The organism is Thalassotalea sp. G20_0 (assembly GCF_017744175.1).
Taxonomy (GTDB): Bacteria; Pseudomonadota; Gammaproteobacteria; order Pseudomonadales; family Endozoicomonadaceae; genus Endozoicomonas.
In genome coordinates, this window is sequence record NZ_JAGHQV010000001.1 from 95052 (window position 1) to 120499 (window position 25448).

A 25448-nucleotide genomic window follows, 5' to 3' on the forward strand; every position below is an offset into this window, starting at 1 on the left:
CGCCAGCCGTATAAAATGACCTTAACGCTCAATCCGCCATGTTGTACCTTCTCTGCTGTCCTGAAGAATAACTCCCCGGGCAGCAAGTTCATCACGGATACGATCTGCTTCAGCAAAATCACGATGCCTCTTGGCATTGTTGCGTTGCTCAATCATGCTTTCAATCATGGCTTCATCCACATCCGCACCGGATTTCAGAAACACTTCCGGATCCCTCTGCAGAATACCCAGAACCCCACCAAGCTTAACCAGCAGGGCAGCCAGTGGCAGAGCGGCAGATTCGTCCTGACTGCGCACGGTATTGAGGTGACGCACCAACTCAAACAATACGGCAAGCCCTTCTGCGGTATTGAAGTCATCGTCCATAACCTTGAAGAACCGCTGCTCGAACTCATTATTTTCTGCTGCGGACACACCTTCCAGGTCAAGCCCTTGCAACGCGGTGTACAGACGCTCAAGGCGCACACCCGCCTCTTTCAGGCTATCTTCGGAATAATTGATCGGGCTGCGGTAGTGACTGGAGATCATAAAGTAGCGAACCACTTCTTCATCGTACTTATCCAGCACTTCACGGATGGTAAAGAAGTTACCAAGGCTCTTGGACATCTTCACATTATCAATGCGGATTGCGCCAGAGTGCATCCAGGTATTCACAAACCTGGCGTCGTTACATGCTTCGCTCTGGGCAATCTCATTCTCATGATGAGGGAACTTCAGATCTGAACCGCCACCATGAATATCAAAGGTATCGCCCAGGCAGCATTTACCCATAACAGAGCACTCAATATGCCAGCCCGGACGCCCCTCACCCCAGGGCGACGGCCAGCTGGGCTCACCGGGCTTGGCAGCTTTCCACAAAACAAAATCCAGAGGATCTTCTTTTTGCTCTTCCACCTCAATTCGGGCACCCGCTTCCAGCTCTTCAAGCACCTTGCCGGACAGCTTGCCGTAATCTGCAAACTTATGAACACGGTAATAGACATCCCCATTACCCGGTGCGTAGGCAAAGCCCTTCCCGATCAGCTGCTCGATCATTGCCACCATACCCGGTACAAATTCGGTGGCCTTGGGCTCCTGGTCTGGTGGCAGGTTACCCAATCGCTGGAAGTCTTCCTGCATGGCGGCGATCATACGACCGGTCAGGGTCATAAAATCCTCACCGTTTTCGGCCGCCCGGCGAATAATCTTGTCATCCACATCCGTGATATTGCGAACATAGGTCAAATCATAACCACGGGCACGGAGATAACGAGCCACCACATCAAACGCCGTTACTGTACGGGCGTGACCAATATGACAGTAGTCGTATACCGTCATACCACAAACGTACATGCGCACGTGATTGCCATCCAGTGGGGTAAACGGCTCTTTCTTGCGGGTCAGGCTGTTATAAATCTGCAGCACTTTATCGGTATCCTTTCTTCAGGCATTAAGTAGTTAACCAACTACTTATTGGCCCAGGTATCTTTCAAACCAATGGTCAGGTTAAACACCGGGTATTCGGCACAATGGTCACGGCGGTCTGCAACAAAGTAACCTTCACGCTCAAACTGGAAGGACTGTTCCGGTGCCGCATTGACCAGCGATGGCTCAACCCATGCCTGAGTCACCTTCAGGGACTCCGGATTCACATGACTCAGAAAGTCCTCTTCACCACGATCCGGTGCCGGATGGCTGAACAGACGATCATACATTCTCAATTCAGCCTGCTGGCCGTGAGTCGCCGAAACCCAGTGAATAACACCACGAGGACGAATACCTTCCGGTGGATCTTCCCCTACCGTACCCGGCACATAAGAGGCATGAACTTCAACAATATTGCCACTCTCATCACGGATCACTGCTTCTGCCTTAATAACATAAGCACTTCTGAGACGAACATAATCACCAATCACCAGACGCTTGAACTTTTTGCGGGATAAGGTGGTATCTTCGGTGAAGTCTTCCTGATCGATATAGATTTCCCGGGTAAACGGCAGGGTTCTCTGCCCCAGCTCCGGACGATTTGGATGCGCCGCCGCCGCCATCTCCTGCACCTCGCCTTCCGGCAGGTTCTGAATCACCAGTTTCAAAGGCGAGAGTACCGCCATGGCTCGGGCGGCATTGGTGTTCAGGTCATCACGAATGGCATGTTCCAGCATGGACACATCAGCGGTGCCATCGGATCGGCTGACACCCACCATCTCGGAAAAGCGGCGGATGGCATTCGGGGTATAACCACGACGACGCATACCGGAGATGGTTGGCATTCGGGGGTCGTCCCAACCATTCACCACACCTTCATCCACCAGCTTCTTCAACTTGCGTTTGGAAGTCACCGTGTAATTCAGGTTGGTACGGGCAAACTCATACTGCCGGGGTCTGGCCGGAACCGGCAGGTTATCCAGGAACCATTCATAGAGAGGACGGTGATCCTGAAACTCCAGGGTGCAGATAGAGTGGGTAATATGCTCAATAGCATCTTCCTGGCCATGAGCAAAGTCATAGCTGGGGTAAATGCACCACTTGTCGCCGGTCTGATGGTGAGGCACCTTGCGAATCCGATAGAGAACCGGGTCCCGCATGTTCATATTGGGGCTCTGCATATCGATTTTAGCCCGCAGGGACGCTTTGCCTTCTTCATATTCACCGGCCCGCATTTTGGCAAATTCAGCCAGGTTTTCTTCGACAGACTTGTTTCTGTCCGGGCTCTCAACACCGGGTTTATTGAAATCACCCCGGTTAACGCGCATGGCTTCAGCGTCCTGATGATCGACGTAGGCCTTGCCTTCACGAATCAGGTGCAGGGCCCAATCATAAAACTGGTCAAAATAGCTGGATGCATAACGAACCTCACCGGACCACTGGAAGCCCAGCCAGCGGATATCTTCCTGGATGGCATCCACATAAACCTGTTCTTCTTTCTCCGGGTTGGTATCGTCAAAACGGAGATTGCACTCACCCTGATACTTTTCTGCAAGACCAAAGTTCAGACATATAGAAGTAGCGTGGCCAACATGGAGAAAACCATTCGGCTCTGGAGGAAAACGGGTATGAATACGGCTGACCCGGCCTTCTGCCAGGTCTTTTTCAATAATCTGTTCCAGAAAGTTTCTGGCTTTTTCGGTAGCAGTCATTGTCACTGATGCATCTATGAGAGGTTACTGGCGAACAGGGTTTATATACCTACGCCATAATCGGCTGAGACTACCATATCTGCCAATGCTGGAAAATAACTCATTACCCTGCCAGGAGAATTTACCAGGCATGGTTTCGCTTTTTACCGACAGATAGGCTGAACAGGCAATAATAGACTGTATTGACTATCAGTATTCAGCCCCTGGTTTAACGAATAGGTTTTACACAGGTACGAGAAACACCTAGAATCCCTGGTTTTCCTGACGCTCCCAGAGTTATCTAACAAGAGTGGTGACCCACATGATGGTCGTATTACACACCAATTTCGGTGATATCAAACTGGACCTGGATGCTGAAAAAGCACCAAAAACCGTTGCCAATTTCATTGAGTATACGAATAGCGGCCATTTTAATGGCACCATTTTCCACCGTGTTATCGATGGTTTTATGATCCAGGGCGGCGGCTTTGAGCCCGGCATGGTGCAAAAATCAACCAGGATGCCCATCGACAATGAGGCCGATAACGGCCTGAAGAATGAAACCGGGACTATTGCCATGGCCAGAACCATGGACCCGCACTCGGCATCTGCCCAGTTCTTTATTAATGTCAAAGACAACCACTTCCTTAACCACAGCGGCAAAACCAGTGATGGCTGGGGTTACTGTGTCTTCGGCAAAGTGACTGAAGGCATGGATATCGTCAACAAGATCAAAGGGGTTAAAACCACTTTCCGTGCGGGCCACCAGGATGTTCCGGTAGAAGACGTGATGATTGAGTCCGCAGAAGTGCTTGAGAACGTGGAAACCGCCTGATGAAGGCGCTGTTTATTTCAGACCTTCACCTGACACCAGAATGCCCGGCGGTTGCCCGGGCGTTCTGCCATTACCTGGCTGATCGGGCCCCGCAGGCTGATGCCCTTTATATTCTGGGTGACTTCTTTGAGTACTGGGTCGGGGATGATGCCATGGATGACTTTCAACACGATATTGCCCAGCGACTCAGACAGTATACCAACAGCGGCAAGGCCCTGTACCTGATGCCCGGCAACCGGGATTTCGCCATCGGGAAAAGCTTCTTGCAGGCAACCGACGCACAGTGGCTAAAAGACCCGACACTGATCACCATTAATAACCAGAAAATTCTGCTGATGCACGGCGACTCACTCTGCACTGCAGACAAGCAGTATCAGCGCTACCGAAAAATTATCCGTAACCCCCTGGTTATGGCTTTACTGCGTATGACTCCTTTGTCTTACCGCAAGAATCTGGGTCGTAAAATCCGGCAAAAAAGCAAAGCGGCCAAAATCGGAAAAGCGCTGGACATTATGGATGTTACGCGATCCGAAGTTGTTGAGGCGATGGAAAGGTTCGGGGTAGATACCTTGATCCACGGCCATACGCACCGCCCGGACATCCATGAAGTCGCCTTGAAACATGGAGTCGGCAAACGCTATGTATTGGGTGACTGGACTGATAAGGGCTGGGAGATTGAGCTGGACAGCAATGGCATAACGCTGGATGCTTTCCCGATAAAACATCAATGATCGGCATAAAAACCATAATTTTTTTCAAAAATTGAACAAATGATCCTCTGATATTGTCATCTGATATTGTCAAAAGAATTAATTTTACATTAATTAAGAGGATTTGATCATGCTCCCCAGTAACATCACCAGAACTCCTGAGACAAGACAGCCAGTTAATTCCCAAGAGCCTCGGTCCTTAGAATCAACACCGGCTGCCAAGGCATTTAAGTTCGCTGCGTATAGTTCTTTGGCGTTTAGTTATGGTTGCTTGACTATCTTGGCGACCGATAGGGTCCAATCATACTTCAACTAGCCTGCCGCAGATTTTTTAGACCAACACTACTTTGCTAACGATACTCATCAATGGATCAATTATCATGAACTACGTGACGAACATCAAACTCTGTCTTTCTTTGCCCAGGCATTGATTTCAGGATCCATCACATTGGCTGCCCATGTGTTTATGAACAATTTTCTTCCCACTCAAACGTCAGCTCCACCTACCCCTTCTAATACTGAAAACCAGCCTGCACAGAGTCAATCCGCTGCAAACCTTATCATCGCGAATAAACGCTCAAAAATAGTCTGACAAAAAATCAGGTACCACTGTGACATCGGATGTCACTCAATTTTGACTCATCGATGGAAAGCGCCCCAAGGTTTCCGACCGAGACTGCTGGCCATATTAAATTGCTGCAGGTATTGAACAACATCCAAATGCCCCATTTTCTCAGCAATGGAAAGTACATCCGTATTGTTGGCAGGGTTTGAGTAGCGAATGTCGGCACCCTGTTGATGCAGGTACATGACGGTATCCAGATGACCATATTGTGATGCAGCCCAGATCGCGCTGCCAAAGTTCTGGCTTTTCACATTAACGTCATCCTCCTGTGCAACCAGATACTTCACCACATCAATATGCCCACGTTGGGCCGCCATACAGAGCGATTCAGAAATGTCAGGCTTGGGTACATTAAAATGGGTATCGAATGCGCTGAGCAGATACTTTACTGCGTTCAGGTGGCCTTGTGTTGACGCATGAATGAGCGCCGATGAAACGTGTGACGGTTGGATACGCTGCAGTATTGTGTACTCTTCAAACAGGTATTCCAGTACGTGGCAGCGCCCCCCCAGAGCGGCGACAAAAAGCAAAGAATGCGCATCAATTGCTGCGGATTTATGAACCAGACGCTTGACCAGCTCAAGGTGCCCCTTCGATGCAGCCTCAACGATAGGCGTATCGAGCCTGGCGTTGGCATTAATATCTGCGCCTTTTTCCAACAGGTATTCCATCATTTCCACAAGCCCCTTCCCCGCCGCTATATAGATAGGGGTACCAAAACCTGAAGTATTGGCATTGACGCTGGCCCCCCTGCCAAGTAGCCACGTTACGGCTCCGATTGAACCACTGCGGGCCGCAGCAGAGATCGGGGAATTGTAACCCGTCTCATTAATGTTGATGGTTGCCCTGTTGGCAATGTAATCCATCATCACCACTTTGCCACCCTCAGCAGCTTGGCGGAACAGAGTAGCGCTGAGGTGGGGAGTGTCAATATTCAGATTCAGGCGCTCCAGCAGGAACATCAACAGTTGCAAATTACCAGAATAAGCAGCTGCCTCAACGGGGTGTGGGTTTGTATTGGAGTATGTATGACCGCAGCCGGCGTTGATATCTGCCCCCTGATCAAGCAGATATTTGACCATTTGCAGGTTGCCGCTGCGACAGGCAGCCCAGATCAGGGTTTTACTACCGGTTTCGCCATGGCTATTGTTTGCACCTCGCTCGAGCAGTAACTTGACCTGCTCGAAATGGCCATTGATTGCCGCGGCATGAACCGGGGTACTCTGGCCGGTACTGTGGTTATCAATGTCCTCGCCGAGATTGAGCAGATACTCGATTAAATTGGTCGATCCCATTCTGGCTGATTGGTAAATCAGAGCATCCATGCCCGGGCAACCGACTTGCAAACGGGCACCTTTCTTTTTCAGAAACGCCACCACATCCTGATGGCCAGCATGAATGGCCCAGTACAGTGGAGAAATAAAACCTGTGGTACTGCCAGCCTGTATGTCTGCGTTATATTCCAGCAGAACCTTGACTATCTCCAGATGCCCTGAAACAGCCGCCATCACAAGAGGTCCATAGAAAGAGCCCTTTGCGTCAGGGAATGCCCCCTTAGACAGCAGAAGTTTTACCACTTCAAGCTTGCCAGCCCCGACTGCCAGCCAGAGCGGGGTGCACTGAGCCCCCATCTTAATAGTCCTGCCCAGACGGGCTATAAGATAAGAGGACGTCCCGTGAATGTTGACAGGTTGTTGATCCAATTTTGCAATCTGCCCGGAGAGGTCACCATTAACATCGGCCCCCCGTTGAAGCAATCCTGAAATGGCGAGGATTTTTCCATTCAGGATTCCAGTGACAAATTGTCTTTGCCAGTTTTCCGGCAAGGCGCGTGGGTTATTATTCCATGATGGTGCAATGGCTCTTTTCGTCAGGGAAGTGACGGGGACAGGGCGGTTGTGGGCAGGAGCTTTTGGCAAGGCAGGAAAAAGAGAGGCTGACGACTTATCCCTGGCATCAGGGCCAGAGAGCGTTGTACCGGTGAATGTGCTCTGGCTATCAGGACTGGAAACTGCACTATACATTTTGTCATTCCAATTCAGTTTTTGATAACCCTGTTGGACATTTATTTCCCTTTTTTTATCCCCCGGACGTTTATTTAAAAGAAAAGACAGCCAGGAGCCTGTCGAACTTAAGACTGTCCTACACGGCAACTGCTCCTGCGTTGCTCTAGCTCCTGCATCCATGCAGTCGTGCGGTTGCGATAAATTGGTCTAAAAATTCCTGCTTCCTCGTCAAATAGCCCCGCTATTCTCCTCAGAAGCAGAAATTTTTATCCTCAATTTTCTGTCGTCCTCGCTACGGGCGCTATTCTCGGACAGCCTCCTGGAAATTTTAAAACCACGACAATGCAGAGCCGGTCTATCACGTTTTACGGACAGTCGTCACAGCAGCGAAGACCCTGGCACCAATATTCTCAGACAGGCACACCACTGTGAAAACGGAATAGTTTGTCTGGAGACTCAATGGCATCCTGCTCAATCCCGGCGAATATCGCCACCCGGTCAGCCACTGACCCGCCATTAATGGCCTCTGCCAATGCCAGATAGTCCTGAAAATGTCGACTTTCAGACTTCAATAATGACTGATAAAACTTCTTCAACTCATCATCCAGCCAGGGCGAGAGTGCCGCAAAACGCTCACAGGAACGGGCTTCAATAAACGCCCCCATCACCAGGGTATCGACCAGCCTGAATGGTTCAAACGTTCTGATGGCAGCACATAACTGCCCCGCATAGCGACCGGCTTCCAGGTAAACATAGGGAATATCCCGGCGAGCCATAATGGCCAGAACCTGCTCATAGTGCCGCAGCTCTTCACGGGCCAGTCTGGACATTTTGTTCAGCAGGCTTAACTGATCTTCTATTCTCAGTTGCAGCCCACCTTTCTGCTGTTCACGGCGGCCGTTACCCCGGCTGAACGTCCCGGTGCGATAACGGCTCATGATCGCCATCGCTGATTGAGCAGCCTTCAGTTCATTGTTTGCATGATCTGTAAGGATTAGAGGTAAGTTTTCAGGCTTACACGCTGCTTCAATCCACTCTTGAGGGGTGGGACAGGGTAAGAAATCCAAGATATGGAAAATGTCTACGATCATATGGCCTCCAGTCTGGAAGTTATGATATGTGGTTAATTCGATTGGTAACAGTGGTTCGTGTGGTTGGTTACAGGCTGTGTCTGGATTAGGGCGTGATGGCGATACGCTGGAGGTCAGGTGTTGCAGGGTGTTTACTATATGCATTGTTTTCAGAAATTATAAATACGTCAATTTTCAAGTTGCGGCAGTTGACGAGTATTCATCGGGAGTGACTGCTTTTTTGATGTAAATGGTGAATGGGTTGTGTCAGGAAGGAACTTGTGTAACGAGGCGAGAGTCTTAAGCTGTGATTCAATAACTTAATGAATTTATGAATTAATGACTGATCCAGATTGTAACTTACAAAGCTGTTATTCGAATTTTCTTACTGCATATGACGCTGTTATGTCCGGCGGTAAGTCACTTTCCAATCGCCATACACCAAAAAATGCTATAGCATTCGGTCAGAAAGTGGAACAAACGGCCCCAATCAATAGCACCTCAATACCCGATGGGGATAGACCCCATAACCGATTCAATGATTCAAGAATTAAACAAATGTCAATCACTACTCTTGATTCTAAAGAGATCTGCCTGGACCGGTCCTTTGAATTATCCGTAAGACCAGAAACATTTCAGAAAGCTGATAGTGATACTGAATCAGAATTAAAAATTGTGCGAGTTTGGAGTATGGCTGAAGAAGACGGTTCTCAGTCTGTTAATAACAGCCATCAGCATTCTAACGTGATGGAGCAAATCAGTCCGATAATTCACGCTGATAACTTGAGTAATAAGTCTGTTTCAAACCCACCAGAAAAAATAACTGACAACAAAGCCTCTCGGTTGGAGCGCCGAAGGGAGCGTCGCAAAGATCCCGCTTTCGCAGAGCGCGAAAGAGAGCGCAAAAGGGAGTACCAAAGGAAGTACCAAAGGGAGCGTCGCAAAGATCCCATTCTCGCAGAGCGCGAAAGGGAGCGCCAAAGGGAGCGCCAAAGGGAGCGTCGCAAAGATCCCGCTTTCGCAGAGCACAAAAGGAAGCTCGATAGGGAGCGCAAAAGGGAGCGTCGCAAAGATCCCGTCTTCGTAGAGGGGCACAGAATCTATATGAATACTTACAACAGAATCAAAAGACAAACCGCCAACAAGGAAGAAGCTTCAAAGCAGGCAAAAATTGCAAAAGAGCAGTATCTCCAGACAATCCATTCAGCTGGAAACTCCAGAGAATTAATACTGATTTCTAACTCAGTTGAAACAAACCAGAGTTCCAGTAAAAATTCAGATGGCACTCCCCCTGCCATTTTTCAGTCTTCAAGCTGAAGGAATATTTACCGTCCTGATTGAGCCTGTCTCAACCTGAGTGAACAGTCAGCAATCCAAGAGTAAGAAGGTATTGGTCTCTGTCCTCTGGATAAGCAAACGGTAAAACCTGCTTTGCATCTACGGGAGCGCCGTTAGAGCGATCAAAAATTACAGAGAACTGTCGGTTATCCTGAAGCGTCAAGGTCATGGTTTTATTAGCCGCCCAGTCACACGACCGCCACCGTCTTTCTCAGCCGTAAATCGCTGGCTTTTGAAGAGTTTTACATCATCATGGTTAATAGTCATATCAAATCCTTATGTTTTTTTTGATGTAAATGGTGAATGGGTTGTGTCAGGAAGGAACTTGTGTAACGAAGCGGGAGTCTTATGCTGTGATTCAATAACTTAATGAATTTATGAATTAATGACTGATCCAGATTGTAACTTACAAGGCTGTTATTCGAATTTTCTTACTGCATATGACGCTGTTATGTCCGACGGTAAGTCACTTTCCAATCGCCATACACCAAAAAATGCTATAGCATTCGGTCAGAAAGTGGAACAAACGGCCCCAATCAATAACACCTCAATACCCGATGAGGATAGACTCCATAACCGACTCAATGATTCAAGAATTAAACAAATGTCAATCACTATTCTTGATGCTAAAGAGATCTGCCTGGACCAGTCTTTTGAATTAACCGTAAGACCAGAAACATTTCAGAAAGCCGGTAGTGACACTGAATCAGAAATAAAAATTGTGCAAGCTTGGAGTATGGCTGAAGAAGGCGGTTCTCACTCTGTTAATAACAGCCATCACTATTCTAACGTGGTGGAGAAAATCAGTCCGATAATTCACGCTGATAACTTGAGTAATAAGTCTGTTTCAAACCCACCAGAAAAAATAACTGACAACAAAGCCTCTCAGTTGGAGCGCCGAAGGGAGCGCCGAAGGGAGCGTCGCAAAGATCCCGCTTACGTCCAGCGCGAAAGGGAGTACCAAAGGGAGTACCAAAGGGAGCGTCACAAAGATCCCACTTTCGCAGAGCGCAAAAGGGAGTACCACAGGGAGTACCAAAGGGAGCGTCGCAAAGATCCCGCTTTCGCAGAGCGCCAAAGGGAGTACCAAAGAGGGCTTCGCAAAGATCCAGCTTTCGCAGAGCGCGAAAGGGAGCGCAAAAGGGAGCGCTACCGTACAGATCCCGCTTTTGCAGAGCGCCAAAGGGAGCGCCAAAGAGAGCTTCGCAAAGATCCCGCTTTTGCAGAGCGCGAAAGGGAGCGCAAAAGGAAGTACCAAAGGGAGCACCAGAAGGAGCGTCGCAAAGATCCAACTTTCGCAGAGCGCCAAAAGGAACGCGAAAGGGAGCGCAAAAGGGAGCGTCGCAAAGATCCCCTCTTCGTAGAGGGGCACAGAATCTATATGAATACTTACAACAGAATCAAAAGACAAACTGCCAACAAGGAAGAAGCTTCAAAGCAGGCAAAAATCGCAAAAGAGCAGTATCTCCAGTCAATCCATTCAGCTCGAAACTCCGGTGGATTAACATTGACTTCTAATTCAGTTGGAACAAACCAGAGTTCCAGTAAAAATTCAGTCTGATTGCCTGCCCTGCTCATCCAGTTCATCTTGCAAGCTGTTCAGGGTATTACGGGAACTGTCGCCCAAGCTCGCCATGTTCTGCTCTACCGAGCGAACAGCATTATTGAGTCGGTCTAAGTCCTGATTGTTCAGAAGATTCATCGAATCAGCGGCTCGCTCGCCCTGACGGATAAAACTTCTCGATGTAGAACCGCCGAGTTCATAACTCTCTAACAGTTCTTCGAGGGCGATCTTCTGCTCCAGGTACTGACTTTTGATATAGGCAGCATTTTTCGCTGTCTCATTCATCCAACGACTGATGCCAGACACATCGAAGGTAAAAATCAGAGGTCAGATCTTTAATCTTTGCCTTGCACAAAGAAAGGTCTGCCACCTGAGGAGCCTGCAAGCATCCGTTATGATTACCTTACATCACGTTGTACGTCGGTAATCGTAAGTTTCTGTCTCTCCTTTAATAAAGGAAAAGCGTCAAAATAATCGAGAGGTGCTCTCCCTTCCAGAAGTTTTATCATACCTTTTGTACATGTTTTAGCATCCACGAAGTGGTAAAGGGGCAGGCCCATCTCGTCAGCAATGTCCCGTGCGGCATCAATGAACAATAAATTACGCTTATCGGGATAGCCTTTTTCAAGCAATAACGCAGGGCAATCATCCTGATCCAGCACCATGCGAATCACACTTCTGCTGAGAATATTTCCTTTTTGGTTCTTTATGACAATCATGGCATTGCGTCCATCCATCACATAACTCATCAGTCCACTTCTAAAACTCAGGGCGTCAGGTGATAAACAGCTTTTAACTTCAAGCCCACTGATAAAAAGATCCCAGGGGTCCTCTGTCAGCTTCAGGGTTTCTCCCTCGGACAAGAGCTTGTTTCGGGTTTCCTCGCTGAAACCTCTGAAGTTCGCTCCCCAACCTGCTTCCAATCGGGGATATTTCTTGTAAATGGCCTGCAGGTGTGGATTGTGCAGCGGTGACTGCCTGCTCTGAACAAAAGTATTGTTAACGCTTGTCTCTATAAACTGATGGGTAAGGTTTATGACTGCTGCATTCCCCTCTTCTATCATTGATGCCATGTAAAAAGGCAGGAGATGGTGATGTCGTTGTTTCATCAGCCATTGTGAGAACTCTTTATTGACGCCCACCAAAGCGTCCGCCCCTTTTTCTGCGATCAACAATGGTAATCCTTCCTTTTGACAGCTGAAACCCATGATGTCCAGAAATAGATTAAACCTGTCTCCCATGCTGAAAACCATATAAAGCCAGCCCAGTTTTTCATAAGTCAGACTTTGGGTAAGCTTTTTCAGAATCGGCATTACCATGGCCTTATTGATAACCTCGCTGGCCATTGCCTGCTCCATAGTAGCCAGCCACAAGTGGAAAACCTTGCCATCTTTCATCTTTCGCCTGCTGGCGCTGGAAGCTTGCAAAGATTTACAGAGTTCCTCAATGTCACCTTCTGAGAGTACATTGGGTACAAATGCCAGCCATTGCAGCGGTGCCATTCGCAAATGCTCCCCACCCTTGATTACGGGCTCACCCAGTATTTTCTGTATTTTCGGGGTACTCTGAACCAGACGGGCCAGCCCGGCAATCAGATAGGGAATATTTTTTTTATTGCCATGTTCCATAATGGCCGTGACAAAGTGTTCCAATAGTGAAGTAGCCATTATTTCTCTGGATGATTTGCAGGCGGCAATGATCATTAAAAGTCGATGCACTTTCGCTTTGATATCGGGCTTGCCTTCCGGTAGTGATATACCAGCACACTCTTTTTCCAGATCGTCAACTGCATCGAGCAATACCCGTGAATATTCCGGAGCCATTTTATCAATGTTTGCTCTGAGTACAGTTAGATACTTGTCCAGCGGTTTGCTTTCAAGTAAAGCGAACCCTTTGATATCACTGAGTTGTTTGAGCTTTTTAAACTGTAAGGCGACAGGTGCCGGTGTTTTCAAACAATTGGCCAGGGTACTAATATAGCGGCAATAATCGATGGAGCCGGGTTGTTTCGACAAATAGGCCAGCTCTTTAGCAATATGCCAGATGTTAGCTGGATGGTTGTTATTTGGCTCGATGATATAAAGAACAGACTTAATGTACGACATTAACTCAGCAATATCAGCCTGCTGTGAAAAACCGGAACAGGCTGCATAGAGATACAGCAATCTTCTTGCATAGATCTGGAAATTTCTATAATCCTCAGCGTCTGAAAAACGGCCGTTCCATCCAACTTTTGGGATAAATTTTTTTTCAATATTGTCAACTTCACACAACAGCTGTCTGGAAAGTTCGTTGTTTTCCGATTTAAGGGGTTGCCTGACCTCCAAAAGTCTGTCCCTGAGCATGTTATCAGCTCTTAATGCTGTCAACTGCTCATTAATGACATTGTCCACCTCTGGCAGAGAAGGCGTTTCAGGTAGGCGCTGAAACAGGTTCTTTGCCTTCTCAAAACCGATGGATAACGGAATACTCGCAAGTATCCAGTAGCCCTCAGCAAGTGGACGTTTATTCTGTTGTTTCTCCTCTTCTTCAGCTGCCAACAAAATCAGGAGCTTTTGAGCCCCATTTAAAGATGTTGTTGTGTTTAGCCTTATCAGCGTATTCTCAACATCAAGTTTCAGGCACTCAAGGAAAACGGCATATTTCACTTCATTGGTTGGTGACTTTTCTATTGCCTCAAATTGAAATTGACCCACCAGATTCCTGGCGGCCATCTGTATAGCTTCAGCTCTTGAATCAAAGGGTTGTATCTCAAGATTAACCTGCCGTTCAGATAGCGGTTTACTCCCGGTAGTAATGAAGAATCCCTCTGACATTAACTGCTCATTTTTGATAGGTAAAACTTCAGTTTCTGGCATTATTTTACGAAGTTTACCGGGCAGTAAAGGGTCGTCTGTTGCAGTTGTTGGTCTTTTTCGAGCCGTTTTCTCTGAGCAATCGGTGTTGCCATCCTGTCGCTTTACCTGCCTGCCCAAGTACTGAACGGAGTCACCTACCGCTTCTTCTGAAAAGTCAATGGGTGGCTGTATGTTCAAATCACGCAACTGTTGACCCAAACCATTTGATTGACAAGAATCCAATTTACCTAGCTCTATTGTGGGCGGTCCTTACAGTACCGGTCTGATTGAATCAAACCGAATAATACTGTATCTGACTGTTAATCCAGTTATTAGTTCCATCTTTCCCGGGAAGGTGGGAATCCAGCGTCAACAGCGGGTCTCCGCCCTCTCGGGGATGACTAGACCAATTTGCTGCCGCCGCAGTAGGGCAGTCTATTCTCGGACAGCCTCCTAAACGCAGGAGCAGTTGCCGCGTAGGGCAGCCTATTCTCGGTCAGCCTACTGGGGGCACCGTGCAGTAGGGTTCTGGTGGTGAGTCAGTGTGGATTCCCTCCTTCGCGGGAATGACGGGAGTGAAACCGGGAAAAGAGTAGGAGGTCGTCATTCCCGTGAAAGCAGTCGTCATTCCCGCAAAGGAGGGTGTCGCAAAACTCTGGTTCACGCAAATTACATCATACAGATCCAGCTCACATACAATGGCTTTCTACCAACAGGAGCCTGACAAGGGTGGAGGTATAACTTTTTGCCAGGCACGCACCCAGTGTCCTAATGACCTGGCGCAAAAGCCGAAGCCCAAACCGATTGCTGCCCATGGAATAAGATCGCTGGCCGATTGTGCCTTGCAGGTCGGAAAGAGACTGGGGCGCGCTGCAGCGGGTTATGCTTTCAATCAGATGGTGAGTTCACCGTATATCGGTGCAATGATGCCAGGTCTTAAAGAAACACTGCTATTTACACTGGCGGTTATAAATAATCAGTTGCAGCCGACTCAGGCGGCATGTTGGTCCGGTCAATTCCGCTGAGATAAAGACAAATGCAAGCTCGACTATGAGCGATGTAATGTGTATGTAAATTGTAGAGATGGCTCTGATGAGAACTGTACCCAGAACACATGTAGCAGGTTAGGACGCTTTATCTGTGACGGCGGCATATGTATTCCCGCTGATTGGCAATGTGATGGAGAAAAAGATTGTTACGATAACTCAGATGAGCGGGCGGAGTTATGCAACCCTGTAAGAAACTCTACACAAACCACACCCCTTGCACCAACAACAACGACGGGACCCAAGACAACGCTTGCACAAGCAACCATGCCTTCACCCACCATTCCTGTGGCTAAGGGGTAACCCCAGAGGTTCAGGAGCTAACCTTGCACCCTTTTCCTATTGAAATGACAACAATCAGACAACGGCAGGAAATGTTCTTGTCAAAATTCTGTCATTAGTCAGCGATTTATCGAGGTAGCACATTACTATCTCATTGCGTAAGCCCATTTTGTGAGGGCTGCAAGTCTCGTTAATGTTGTGGTTATTCAATGATCTAAACTCTGAAGAGTTATTCATTAATCGTTCGCAGAGAGAGCAGATATCGATGAATGTTAATAATTCTAATGCTGTAGCTGTTAATAATTTAACGACTCAGGCTCCCGTTGCTGATATTAAGGGGGACTTTAAAGGAGTCTCGGTCACGAAGGCGGATGTTCCCAATCAGCTTCCGGAGGCAAAAGGAGAGGGACCTGGTAATAAGTCAATACAGGATTTTGAGATTACCGCTCTTTCTGTGGATCAGGTGAGCAGTCTCCTTATAGGCAATAAAATCGGGATACAAACCATTCAGGATGCACTGAATAAGTTTGAACTCGATCCTGACGCAGGAAAAAACTACGAACTGATTCATTCGTTAAATCAGTCCCTTGATAAATTGAAAACAATGCTTATCGAAAGACTGACTGAAAGAAATAATATGATAGAAGAACTATTTGCAGAGGCAGGCAGACCTATTAATCAGGAAGTTATGAAATATGAAAACCTTCTTGATAACCTGGCTGATGAACTGAAGAATAAAAGTGACAAATTTGGTAGTGGCTCGCTGCGTGAAAAAGCAGATAAGATTTTCGATCATATCGATAGCAAAATAGCACCACTTGAAAAAACAATCAGTGAAACAAGTCAGCAGATTGAATCAGAAAACACAAAACCTCAGGAACTTAAAAAAGTGTTGCAAGATGCACAAAATAAAATAATGGAAGAGAGCAGAAAAATTATCGACTTTGTAGGTGATAATATCATTAAGGGTTAAGTGAGAAAGAGATCAATACAGCCATCACGCTGTTTTATTGTTGCCAACTCTGCTCCAGTCAAAGACTACACCGGTGAAAGTATGTCTGGCTCTGACTGAAGCTGCCAACTTTCCTGCCACGCAATCCAGCAGTTAGCTTACTACTCTACGGAGTACCTGAACACATTGCTCGACCTCTGCTATGGTGAGTACAGTGCCAAATCCAGAGAAAGGTCCATCAGGGCTCTGGCCAGTAAGCGTGGGCTATGATGAATATTTGTCGTACAATCTTCCAATAGCCTCAGGGGTTATCGAGGCGGCTTTCGCCACGGAAGGGCAACCTGGAATGAAGGTATCAACCAATACAAGACTTATACCCAGGAGGCTGACCGAGAATAACGCCCGTAGCGAGGATGGCAGAAAATTGAGGATAAAAAGTCGGAAATTTTTAGTGAATAGTGGTTCTATTTGCTAAAAATTTCCGACTTTTTAGACCAATTTGCTGCCACCGCAGTAGGGCAGTCTATTCTCGGTCAGCCTCCTAGGAGGCTCCAGCGTGTGATAGATCCCATTAGATCAGCAATCCGGAAGGATTCAAACCAGCTCCATGCCAATCAAACTGGAATTTGTTTAACTTGAACTTTTTAAAAGTTACGCGGGAGTGTTCTGATGCTTTTTTAAAGCGTTATTCAAAAGGGAATTTATCGGGGGATATGAACTCCAAAGAACCATTACATCACTCTGTGACACTCAAATACAGCAAATTCCAGCGTACTTAAGTTAAGTAAAAGATAGTGAGTCTGCCAAAATCAAATGTGGTAATGATTGGATATGACCACATAAGCACAAACTTCCAATGCAAAGATGGACGATAGCTTCTGAATTCGGTCTTCCACCCATTGGCGACGGTGTTCGTAGTGTTTGTCGGATAACGAATCTTTACCACAGAGAAAAGCTCGACGAACGCAGCGAGCTTCCTGAATATTTTTGATTTACTCTTTATCAAAATCGGACTGATTCCTGAGAGGGGGTCAATTCAACCTATTACCCGACCAAATGGTCAGGGTATATGTCTTACCGTTGATAGTCCGACGTTCTTCGTTCCAGCAGGTCAGCATGATAGAATTATCAGGACGTACAGCTCCCCATGACCAACGGTAATTTTTGAGTGGAGCACCAATCAGTTCATAGAATTCTTTATTAGAAATTGTCATTTACACTCACCGTATAAGTTATCAGTAAGGTTATTTTGAAACTTTGTGGTGTAGAACGAAAGAAATTTACCGGGAATGTTTAGAAAGAATAGAGCCGCGAGCCTGCATCAATTTTACCCAGCCGGCTGAGCTTCGCAGAGTTCTCATTCAGGTCAATTTTGGAGACAAAGTTTTCATACCCTGTGTTAACGTCAGACTTAATTCAGCAGTAAGAAAAAACGCTGCCAGGCAACTGACAGCGGTTATATATTCAACTTAATAGTCAGGGGATTTTAAAAAAGGTAAGCTACACCGGCCATATATACCCAGGGATCCAGAGATACATCAATTTTGTAATCGTTATTTGAGCCATCTTTGAAAGTACCCGTTGTATCTATATCCATATACCAGACGGCAGCATTCACACTCCAGTTATCAGCAACCAGGTAATCAAAACCGATCTGAGCCGCCAGACCAAGGGAGTCATCCAGTTTCAGATTTCGAAAACCAGCATCCGAACCAGCACCAACAAACTGTTCACTGAAAAAGATAGTGTAATTCAAGCCAGCGCCAAAATAAGGCTGGAAAGCTGACGCATTGCCCATTGGATAATACTGAACACTCAAAGTAGGTGGTAAGTGCTTTACTTCAGCGAAATCACTCAAAAAGGAAAGATCACCTTTGCCCTGAAGCTTGTGGGAGAAAGGAGTAGCAGCAAGCAACTCAACCCCAATGTTATCCCGGACCATGTAGGTCAGTGATAGACCGAGCTGAGTCTCATTATTGACATCAACTTTCGCATTTTGAGATAGCGGGAAGCCATTTACATTGAGGTTACCGCTATCCACATCAGGGTTCACACTGGCCAGACCACCACGAACAATAATGTCGCCTGCTTCATAGCCCTGGGCAGCACCTGACAGCAATACAGCTGCGCTGATTATTGCAAGAGAAAGGGATTTGATCTTCATTCCTTGTCCTTTTTGTTATTGATTCACGGGAAATGTAAGTTGATGGTAAGTGTATAAACATCAACCAATAAATTTATTGACACAGATCAAATCTCCAAAAGAACCAATTAATGTCGAAAAATCTCTTTTATTAATGCAGATTTTCATGGAATAACATCCACATACTCCTAACAGCACAGCATTTTATTGACCCAGATCATAAAAACATCAGTTATGCTCATGCATGATGGAACTATAACAAACAGAATATTCAGCAAGAGAGGAAAAACCATGCGTGGAATTACCAAGGTTCTGGCCGTTGTTGATACCAGAAAGGACCAGCAGCTTGCCCTTGAACGGGCCAGTCAGATCTGCCGGATAACCGGCGCTGCCCTGCATATTCTTGCGCCAAACCCCAGGGCCGATGGTGAATCAATGGTTCGCCTGGAAGCACTGGCTAAGCCACTGATGGCTGAAGGTCAGGAGGTTTATCTGCATGAAACGTGGAATGGCTCTGTTATTGAAACCATTATCCATGTGCGTCAGATGGAACGCTGCCACCTGATAGTCAAAGATGCCAAGCTAATCACCGCACTTAAGAAAGCCTTTTCTACGCCTGAAGACTGGAGCCTCCTCCGTCGCTGCCGGGTTCCTGTCCTGCTGGTTCAGGATAATAGCAACTGGACCAAAGGCAAAATCCTCGCGGCCATTAATGCCGACCCGAGAGACCATTATCACAGCATTCTTAACCAGGCGATCCTGCAATACGCGACGGACATCGCCAGTGAGTTCTCATCAGAGCTGCATCTGGCCACCGCGTACCCGACAACGATGCTGGCGATTCAGGATCACGGTGATGGACGGACTGACAAGGACTATTACGAAAAGCATTGTCAGGAATATGCCCGGGAGTTCAATCTCAATGAAGACTATTTCCATATTGAACCCGGTCCAACCGAAACCATGATCCCCGCGCTGCTGCAAGACATTGATGCCAAACTGCTGATTCTTGGCACTCACGCAAGAACCGGTATCAGCGCCCTGGCTATTGGCAATACCGCCGAACAGCTGATCTCCGAGGTCAAAACCGATATTCTGGTACTGCAGCCAAAACATCACATGATCCCACTTGAACGCGAACTGGGGAAATAAGCCCACACAATAGCTGCCAGCCCCCATCCTGGCAGCCACCTCAAAATAATCCAGTCACGAAACCGGATAAAGCGCCTAAAAACTTCTATATTGTTCTAGCAAGGTTTTTCTCCCATCATCTGTTTTTCCAGCAAGAGATACACGTCAGGCTGATTGTGTTTCACCACCTGCCCAGGTTTTTCCCTGAGCCAAGCGAAGCCAGAGGCGGATCACCCATCTTCTGGTATTTTCTTTCCACATAACTGGTAATTCCCTGAGACTGGATATGAACAAGAAAGAACTGGTTGAGCAAGTCGCTGAACAAGCTAACCTGTCCCGAAGCAAGGCCGAGCTGGTTGTCAATGCCTTTATCAGCAACACACAGGAGACACTGGCAAGCGGCGACATCGTTCAACTTATTGGTTTTGGCACATTTTCGGTAGCAGATCGGGCGGCCAGGAAGGGGCGCAATCCACAAACCGGTGAAGAAATTCATATCCCCGCCTGCAAACTGCCTCAGTTCAAGCCGGGCAATAAGTTCCGGGAAATGATCAAATAGAGGCTCACTGCATTTACTGAAACTGTTCTGCAAAAAGCGAAAAAGCGCCGGTAAGGCGCTTTTGTCTGAGCGTTTTTCGCTACTTTATGCCATCGCTCTCATCACATTCAGAATGGCTCTTTTCTTCATCAGATTCATTCGATGTAATTGACCGATAATCTCCCCATCCACTTCCGAGTCACTGATTACCTCATCAGAGCTGATCAGGTACTGATTTCCACGCCCGGTGGCCAGCCACTCGAAAGACACCTCAAGAATCTCAGCCATTTTCCGCAGATTATCGAGGCTGGGACTGCTCATACTGGTTTCCCACTGGGCCAGTGCACTTCTGGATACACCAATCAAATCCGCCAGGGCCTGCTGTGAAAATTTCTTGTCTTTACGGGAGCATAAAATCCTTGTTGTCAGGTTCATCCTTGCACACTCACGACAGGTTCAGAAAGATATCCATGCCAGCAATGCACACAGATACTCCGACATAATTATTTCACTATGTCATTCGGCCATTTACTGAAAAGCGTTAGATTCAGCTGATGAAGGGAAAATACAGGAAGGAAAGCAGGCCACAGTCAGACCGTGGCCCGAAAAAAACATTACAAAGACAACATCAGACCGGCGATTGTAGCACTCATAAGATTAGACAGAGTACCAGCAGCCACTGCCTTGATACCCATGCGGGCAATATCCTGACGACGGTGTGGTGCCATGACGCCCAGACCACCCAGGAGAATCGCAATAGAAGACAGGTTGGCAAAACCACACAGTGCAAAGGTGATGATGATCTGCGTACGCTGTGACAACACTTCAACACCAGCCGCCGCAGCCGCTTCAGGGTTCAGGTAATTGACGAAATCCATGTAGGCAACGAATTCGTTCACCACCAGCTTCTGGCCAATGAAACTGCCCGCTGTCACGATTTCATTCATTGGCACACCAATCAGGAAGGCCAGCGGACTGAACAGGTAGCCCAGAATGACTTCAAGGCTCAGGTCTGGATAGTCAAAGAAGCCACCAATCCAGCCCATGATACCGTTAATCATGGCAATCAGGGCAATGAAAGCGAGCAGCATGGCACCAACGTTAGCGGCCAGCTTCATACCGGAAGAGGCACCAGAAGCGGCTGCGTCTATTACGTTGGCAGGCTTTTCATTATCACCTTCGTCATCAACCAGCTCAGAATTATCCGGAGTATCGGTTTCCGGTTTGATCATCTTGGCCATCAACAGACCACCAGGTGCCGCCATGAAGCTTGCTGCGATCAGGTACTTAAGCTCGACACCCATGCCTGCATAACCGGCCAGAACAGAACCAGCAACAGAAGCCAGACCACCCACCATGATGGCAAACAGCTCAGAATTAGTCATGCGACCAATATAGGGTCTTACCACAAGAGGAGCTTCCGTCTGGCCAACGAAAATATTTGCCGTTGCCGACAGTGACTCTGTACGACTGGTACCCAGTACTTTCTGTAACGCACCGCCCAGGAAGGTAACCACCTTCTGCATAACGCCCAGATAGTAAAGAACAGCAACCAGGGAGGAGAAGAAAATAATAATCGGCAATACGTTGATAGCAAAAATAAAGCCGACCTTGAAGTTACCCAGGTCACCAAACAGGAAGCCGATACCCTGATTGGCGTAGCTGATCACATTACTTACCGCGTTGGAGACACCACCAAGAATTTCCTGGCCCAGGGGAACATAAAGAACCAAGGCTCCCAGTCCGGCCTGGATGGCAAAGGCACCACCCACCGTTCGCAGGTTGATCGCTTTTCGGTTATCGGACAGTAAAAAGGCAAGTGCCAGAAGGCTGGCAATGCCCACCAGACTCATAAGTATTTGCATGGGAACAGGTTACCTCAGATGGATGATCGGTGCCGACCGGTTACCCGGCCAGAACTTTAGATAAATCCGGGTGGATTGTATAACCTGATTTACAAAAACAGAACCATTATCTGACACAACTGCTCAAAATTAGAACAGTTTCTGAGCAAAACATTGAGTCATATCAACAGAAGAAAAATAAACTGAACGATAATCGGCATCTATCTATTGAATAATAAAATTGATCATGCATTCAAAGAAATAGCAGCCAATAACCATCTAATCTGCTGACTCATACAGCTGAATAATGCTTGAAAAGTCCTGGTGACTGCCGGAGCGAATTGCATGCATTTTATACAGATTGTCAGCCAGCGAAGCCATGGGCGTTGCGGTATGGCTGCTGGCAGCCGTATTCAGAGCCAAACCAAGATCCTTGGCCATCAGTGCCACCATAAAACCGCCCTGATAACCATTACTGGCCGGAGTCTGGGGCATGACGCCCGGCACCGGGTTGTACTTTTCCAGTACCCAGTTCCCACCTGAACTGCTCTTCATGATTTCTGAAAGTACTGCCGGATCAAGGCCATTATCGATACCCAGTTTAAGAGCTTCCGATGTGCCTGTCATAACAATAGCCAGCAGCATATTGTTGCAGATCTTGGCCAGCTGCCCTGCACCCGTATCGCCAGCATGAAAAACAGTCTGCCCCATTATCTCAAGATAGGGCCTGGCCTGCTCTACGGTCCCGGCACTGCCCCCCACCATAAACGTCAGTGTTCCAGCAGCAGCTCCGGCGGTACCACCGGACACCGGTGCATCAACAAAGTCGATACCCTGCTCTTTTGCCTGCTGCCCGACTTTTCTGGCAACTTCAGCTTCTATAGTGCTGCAATCAATCACCAGACAACGGTTACCCATGGTTTTGAAGAGTCCATCATCTCCCAGGTAGAGTGATTCGACCTGTTTACCAGACGGTAACATACTGATCACCACACTGGCACCCTGTGCAGCCTCAGTCACGGATTCGGCCTTTGAGCCTCCGGCTTGTTCCAATTGATCAAGCGCCTCAGGAACCAGATCGAAACCACAGACATCATGCCCGGCTTTCACCAGGTTCTGAGCCATGGGACCACCCATATTGCCAAGGCCGATAAATGCAATTTTTGTCATTAATATCATCCTTATTCAAAATAGCCGGACCAGGAGGCTGTCCGAGAATAGCGCCCGTAGCGAGGATGGCAGAAAATTGAGGATAAAAATTCCGTTTTGTGAGGTGAATAGCGGGGCTATTTGCCGAACAAAACGGAATTTTTAGACCAATTTGCTGCCACCGCAGTAGGGCAGTCTATTCTCGGACAGCCTCCTGGTCGTAATGCCACTCAGGTTTGCGCTTCTCAAGAAATGCACTGACGCCTTCCTGCTGATTCCTGCCATTGAACAACGTCAGGAACTGTTCCCTTTCCTCTGGCAAGGCATCTCTGGAAAATCCGGAACGCCCCATCTGGATCAGCTTTTTACAGGCCCTCAAGGCATCCGGACTCTGGTTTCCGGCATTGGTCGCAAGCGCTTTCGCCCGTTCAAGACTCTTACCACTGTCCACTATTTCCTCTACCAGCCCAATCGCCAATGCTTTTTCTGCAGTCACTTTCTCGCCGCAGAGGATCATACGCTTGGCCCAGGCTTCGCCCACCAGCAGGGTAAGGTTCTGAGTTCCGCCGGCACAGGGTAATAAACCCACCGCTGCTTCAGGCAGGGCCATAATGGCACCCTGTTCAGCGATGCGCAGGTCACAGGCCAGTGCCACTTCCAGCCCACCACCCATGGCATAACCGTTGATGGCCGCAATGCTGAGCCCCGAAAAGTTACTTAGGGCTTCAAAAGCCCTGCCAAAGCTTTCAGCAAATGGGCGAGCTTCCTCCGGGGTCAGGTTATCGAAGCGCTTTAAATCAGCGCCTGCACTGAAGAACTTCTCCGAAGCCGACGTGATCACCAGGGCAATCACATCAGACTGGCGGTTCAACCGGTGAATAATCTGCTCCAGCTCATCCAGACTTTCTGGCGTCCAGGTATTTGCCGGTGGATTGTCCAGGGTGAGAATGGCGGTACGTTCTTCACAGGCGAGACGTAACTTTTCAGACATAAGCTCAGACATAATCACTGTAACTCCATACCGGTATGAGAAATGCTCTCGGAAAGTAAACGACGGGCGACAATCAAGCGCATAATTTCATTGGTTCCCTCCAGAATCTGGTGGACCCTGGTATCCCGCACATGTCGCTCCAGGGGGTACTCCCTGATATAACCATAACCGCCATGAATCTGCAGGGCTTCGTTACAGACCCGGAACCCGATATCCGTAGCAAAACGCTTAGCCATGGCACAGTATGCCGTTGCTTCCGGATCCTTATGATCCAGCTTGAAGGCTGCCAGTCGAACCATCTGCCGGGCAGCCACCAGCTCCGTATTCATATCCGCCAGTTTGAACTGCAAGGCCTGGAAACCGGCCAGTTCACGACCAAACTGCTTCCGCTCTTTCATATAGGCACGTGCCGTGTTCAGTGCCTGCTGCGCTGTACCTACGGAGCAGGTGGCGATATTGATTCGACCACCATCCAGGCCCTTCATCGCGAAAGAGAAACCCTGGCCTTCCGCTCCCAGCAGGTGGTCTGCAGGTATACGAACACTGTCAAATGAAATCAGTCGGGTTGGCTGGGCATTCCAGCCCATCTTTTCCTCCTTCTTGCCGTACTGAATACCTGCCAGGTTGGCGGGAACGGCAAAGGCCGAAATGCCTTTCGGACCTTCTTCCCCAGTTCTTGCCATCACCAGCAGCAGATCGGTACTTCCTGCCCCGGAAATAAACATTTTCGAGCCATTGAGCACATACTCATCGCCATCCCGCCCGGCGCTGGTCGTCAACGATGCGGCATCACTGCCTGCTCCGGGCTCGGTAAGGCAATAGGACGACAGCTTGCTGCCACTGACCAGACCTTCCCCCCAATCTGACTTTACCCGATCTGTGGCAAACTCACTGATCATCCAGGTAACCATATTATGAATAGTCATATAGGCGGTGGTAGCCGTACATCCCATGGCCAACTGTTCAAAAACAATATGGGAATCCAACCTGGACAGGCCCAGCCCTCCCATGGACTCATGGGTATACAGGGAACAGAACCCGAGGTCACCCGCTGCCCTGATCACATCAACCGGAAAATGACAATCAATATCCCACTGCGCTGCATGGGGGGTCAATTCGGCCTCGGCAAATTGCCGGGCCAGATCACGAAAAGCGATCTGCTGTTCAGAAAGATTATAATCCATATAAAAATGCCGCCTCTTGTTTTTATATTATTTGTGAGGCCTGGGGGCATGCGGCATTTTTATTAATGGTTAGCGCATTGCTCGCCAGGTTGATGCACACGAAAGGTA

General features: G+C 48.0%; 20 protein-coding genes and 1 pseudogene. 8 read left to right on the plus strand and 13 right to left on the minus strand.

Features of this window, described 5'->3' with window-relative positions; genetic code table 11:
- Positions 1–21: 21 nt before the first annotated feature.
- Both cysS and J7438_RS00390 read right to left on the minus strand, forming a co-directional pair.
- Complete coding sequence (gene cysS, locus J7438_RS00385) at positions 22–1404, minus strand: cysteine--tRNA ligase (protein ID WP_209274997.1); 1383 nt, start codon at positions 1402–1404, stop codon at positions 22–24.
- Positions 1405–1445: 41 nt separating this feature from the next.
- Positions 1446–3116 carry a glutamine--tRNA ligase/YqeY domain fusion protein gene (locus J7438_RS00390; protein WP_209274998.1) on the minus strand — a complete coding sequence of 557 codons (1671 nt, stop codon included), beginning with the start codon at positions 3114–3116 and terminating at the stop codon, positions 1446–1448.
- A 304-nt stretch (positions 3117–3420) separates the two neighbouring features.
- Between J7438_RS00390 and J7438_RS00395 the strand changes: the two genes are divergently transcribed.
- Both J7438_RS00395 and J7438_RS00400 read left to right on the plus strand, forming a co-directional pair.
- Positions 3421–3930: a peptidylprolyl isomerase gene (locus J7438_RS00395; RefSeq protein ID WP_209199825.1), complete on the plus strand. Its 510-nt coding sequence runs from the start codon at positions 3421–3423 to the stop codon at positions 3928–3930.
- Positions 3930–4661, plus strand: coding sequence for a UDP-2,3-diacylglucosamine diphosphatase (locus J7438_RS00400; protein ID WP_209274999.1), 732 nt, complete (start codon positions 3930–3932; stop codon positions 4659–4661). Before J7438_RS00395 ends, J7438_RS00400 begins: the two co-directional genes overlap by 1 nt.
- Before the next feature lie 618 nt (positions 4662–5279).
- Here the strand turns inward: J7438_RS00400 and J7438_RS00405 are convergent.
- Together J7438_RS00405 and J7438_RS00410 are read right to left on the minus strand one after the other, a co-directional pair.
- Positions 5280–7289 carry an ankyrin repeat domain-containing protein gene (locus J7438_RS00405; protein ID WP_209275000.1) on the minus strand — a complete coding sequence of 670 codons (2010 nt, stop codon included), beginning with the start codon at positions 7287–7289 and terminating at the stop codon, positions 5280–5282.
- Between the two features lie 392 nt (positions 7290–7681).
- Complete coding sequence (locus J7438_RS00410; RefSeq protein WP_209199709.1) at positions 7682–8362, minus strand: MiaE family protein; 681 nt, start codon at positions 8360–8362, stop codon at positions 7682–7684.
- Positions 8363–8899: 537 nt separating this feature from the next.
- Between J7438_RS00410 and J7438_RS00415 the strand changes: the two genes are divergently transcribed.
- Both J7438_RS00415 and J7438_RS00420 read left to right on the plus strand, forming a co-directional pair.
- Positions 8900–9658 carry a hypothetical protein gene (locus tag J7438_RS00415; protein WP_209275001.1) on the plus strand — a complete coding sequence of 253 codons (759 nt, stop codon included), beginning with the start codon at positions 8900–8902 and terminating at the stop codon, positions 9656–9658.
- A gap of 625 nt (positions 9659–10283) precedes the next feature.
- A complete protein-coding gene (locus J7438_RS00420) occupies positions 10284–11240 on the plus strand; it encodes a hypothetical protein (protein WP_209275002.1) in 957 nt (318 codons plus the stop codon).
- Here J7438_RS00420 and J7438_RS00425 read toward each other — a convergent pair.
- The gene (locus tag J7438_RS00425; protein WP_209275003.1) at positions 11232–11528 is read right to left on the minus strand and encodes a hypothetical protein; all 297 of its coding nucleotides are present in this window, start codon (positions 11526–11528) and stop codon (positions 11232–11234) included. The two genes, J7438_RS00420 and J7438_RS00425, sit on opposite strands and share 9 nt — an antisense overlap.
- A gap of 113 nt (positions 11529–11641) precedes the next feature.
- Entirely contained in the window at positions 11642–14278 is a 2637-nt protein-coding gene (locus J7438_RS00430; protein WP_209275004.1) for a hypothetical protein, read from the minus strand.
- Between the two features lie 500 nt (positions 14279–14778).
- On the opposite strand from J7438_RS00430, the gene J7438_RS00435 reads away from it, so the two are divergent.
- Complete coding sequence (locus J7438_RS00435) at positions 14779–15105, plus strand: hypothetical protein (protein WP_209275005.1); 327 nt, start codon at positions 14779–14781, stop codon at positions 15103–15105.
- 568 nt (positions 15106–15673) lie between these two features.
- Positions 15674–16381, plus strand: a complete 708-nt coding sequence (locus J7438_RS00440; RefSeq protein ID WP_209275006.1) for a hypothetical protein — start codon at positions 15674–15676, stop codon at positions 16379–16381.
- Positions 16382–17172: 791 nt separating this feature from the next.
- On the opposite strand, the pseudogene J7438_RS27540 reads toward J7438_RS00440, so the two are convergent.
- Together J7438_RS27540 and J7438_RS00445 are read right to left on the minus strand one after the other, a co-directional pair.
- Positions 17173–17352 (minus strand): annotated as a pseudogene (locus J7438_RS27540) (transposase); the annotation flags it as partial.
- A gap of 494 nt (positions 17353–17846) precedes the next feature.
- The gene (locus J7438_RS00445) at positions 17847–18524 is read right to left on the minus strand and encodes an OmpW/AlkL family protein (RefSeq protein ID WP_209275007.1); all 678 of its coding nucleotides are present in this window, start codon (positions 18522–18524) and stop codon (positions 17847–17849) included.
- 270 nt (positions 18525–18794) lie between these two features.
- On the opposite strand from J7438_RS00445, the gene J7438_RS00450 reads away from it, so the two are divergent.
- On the plus strand, positions 18795–19655 hold the full coding sequence (locus tag J7438_RS00450) for a universal stress protein (protein WP_209199694.1): 861 nt from the start codon (positions 18795–18797) through the stop codon (positions 19653–19655).
- A 265-nt stretch (positions 19656–19920) separates the two neighbouring features.
- Positions 19921–20193: an HU family DNA-binding protein gene (locus tag J7438_RS00455; protein ID WP_101746299.1), complete on the plus strand. Its 273-nt coding sequence runs from the start codon at positions 19921–19923 to the stop codon at positions 20191–20193.
- 84 nt (positions 20194–20277) lie between these two features.
- Here the strand turns inward: J7438_RS00455 and J7438_RS00460 are convergent, their stop codons facing one another.
- From J7438_RS00460 to J7438_RS00480, 5 genes are all read right to left on the minus strand, one after another.
- Entirely contained in the window at positions 20278–20607 is a 330-nt protein-coding gene (locus J7438_RS00460) for a helix-turn-helix domain-containing protein (protein ID WP_209199693.1), read from the minus strand.
- A 179-nt stretch (positions 20608–20786) separates the two neighbouring features.
- The gene (locus tag J7438_RS00465) at positions 20787–22037 is read right to left on the minus strand and encodes a NupC/NupG family nucleoside CNT transporter (RefSeq protein ID WP_209199692.1); all 1251 of its coding nucleotides are present in this window, start codon (positions 22035–22037) and stop codon (positions 20787–20789) included.
- 258 nt (positions 22038–22295) lie between these two features.
- Positions 22296–23186, minus strand: coding sequence for a 3-hydroxyisobutyrate dehydrogenase (gene mmsB / locus J7438_RS00470; RefSeq protein ID WP_209275008.1), 891 nt, complete (start codon positions 23184–23186; stop codon positions 22296–22298).
- 175 nt (positions 23187–23361) lie between these two features.
- Positions 23362–24168: an enoyl-CoA hydratase gene (locus J7438_RS00475; RefSeq protein WP_286196262.1), complete on the minus strand. Its 807-nt coding sequence runs from the start codon at positions 24166–24168 to the stop codon at positions 23362–23364.
- Positions 24169–24170: 2 nt separating this feature from the next.
- Positions 24171–25340: an acyl-CoA dehydrogenase family protein gene (locus J7438_RS00480; RefSeq protein WP_209275009.1), complete on the minus strand. Its 1170-nt coding sequence runs from the start codon at positions 25338–25340 to the stop codon at positions 24171–24173.
- Positions 25341–25448: the final 108 nt, after the last annotated feature.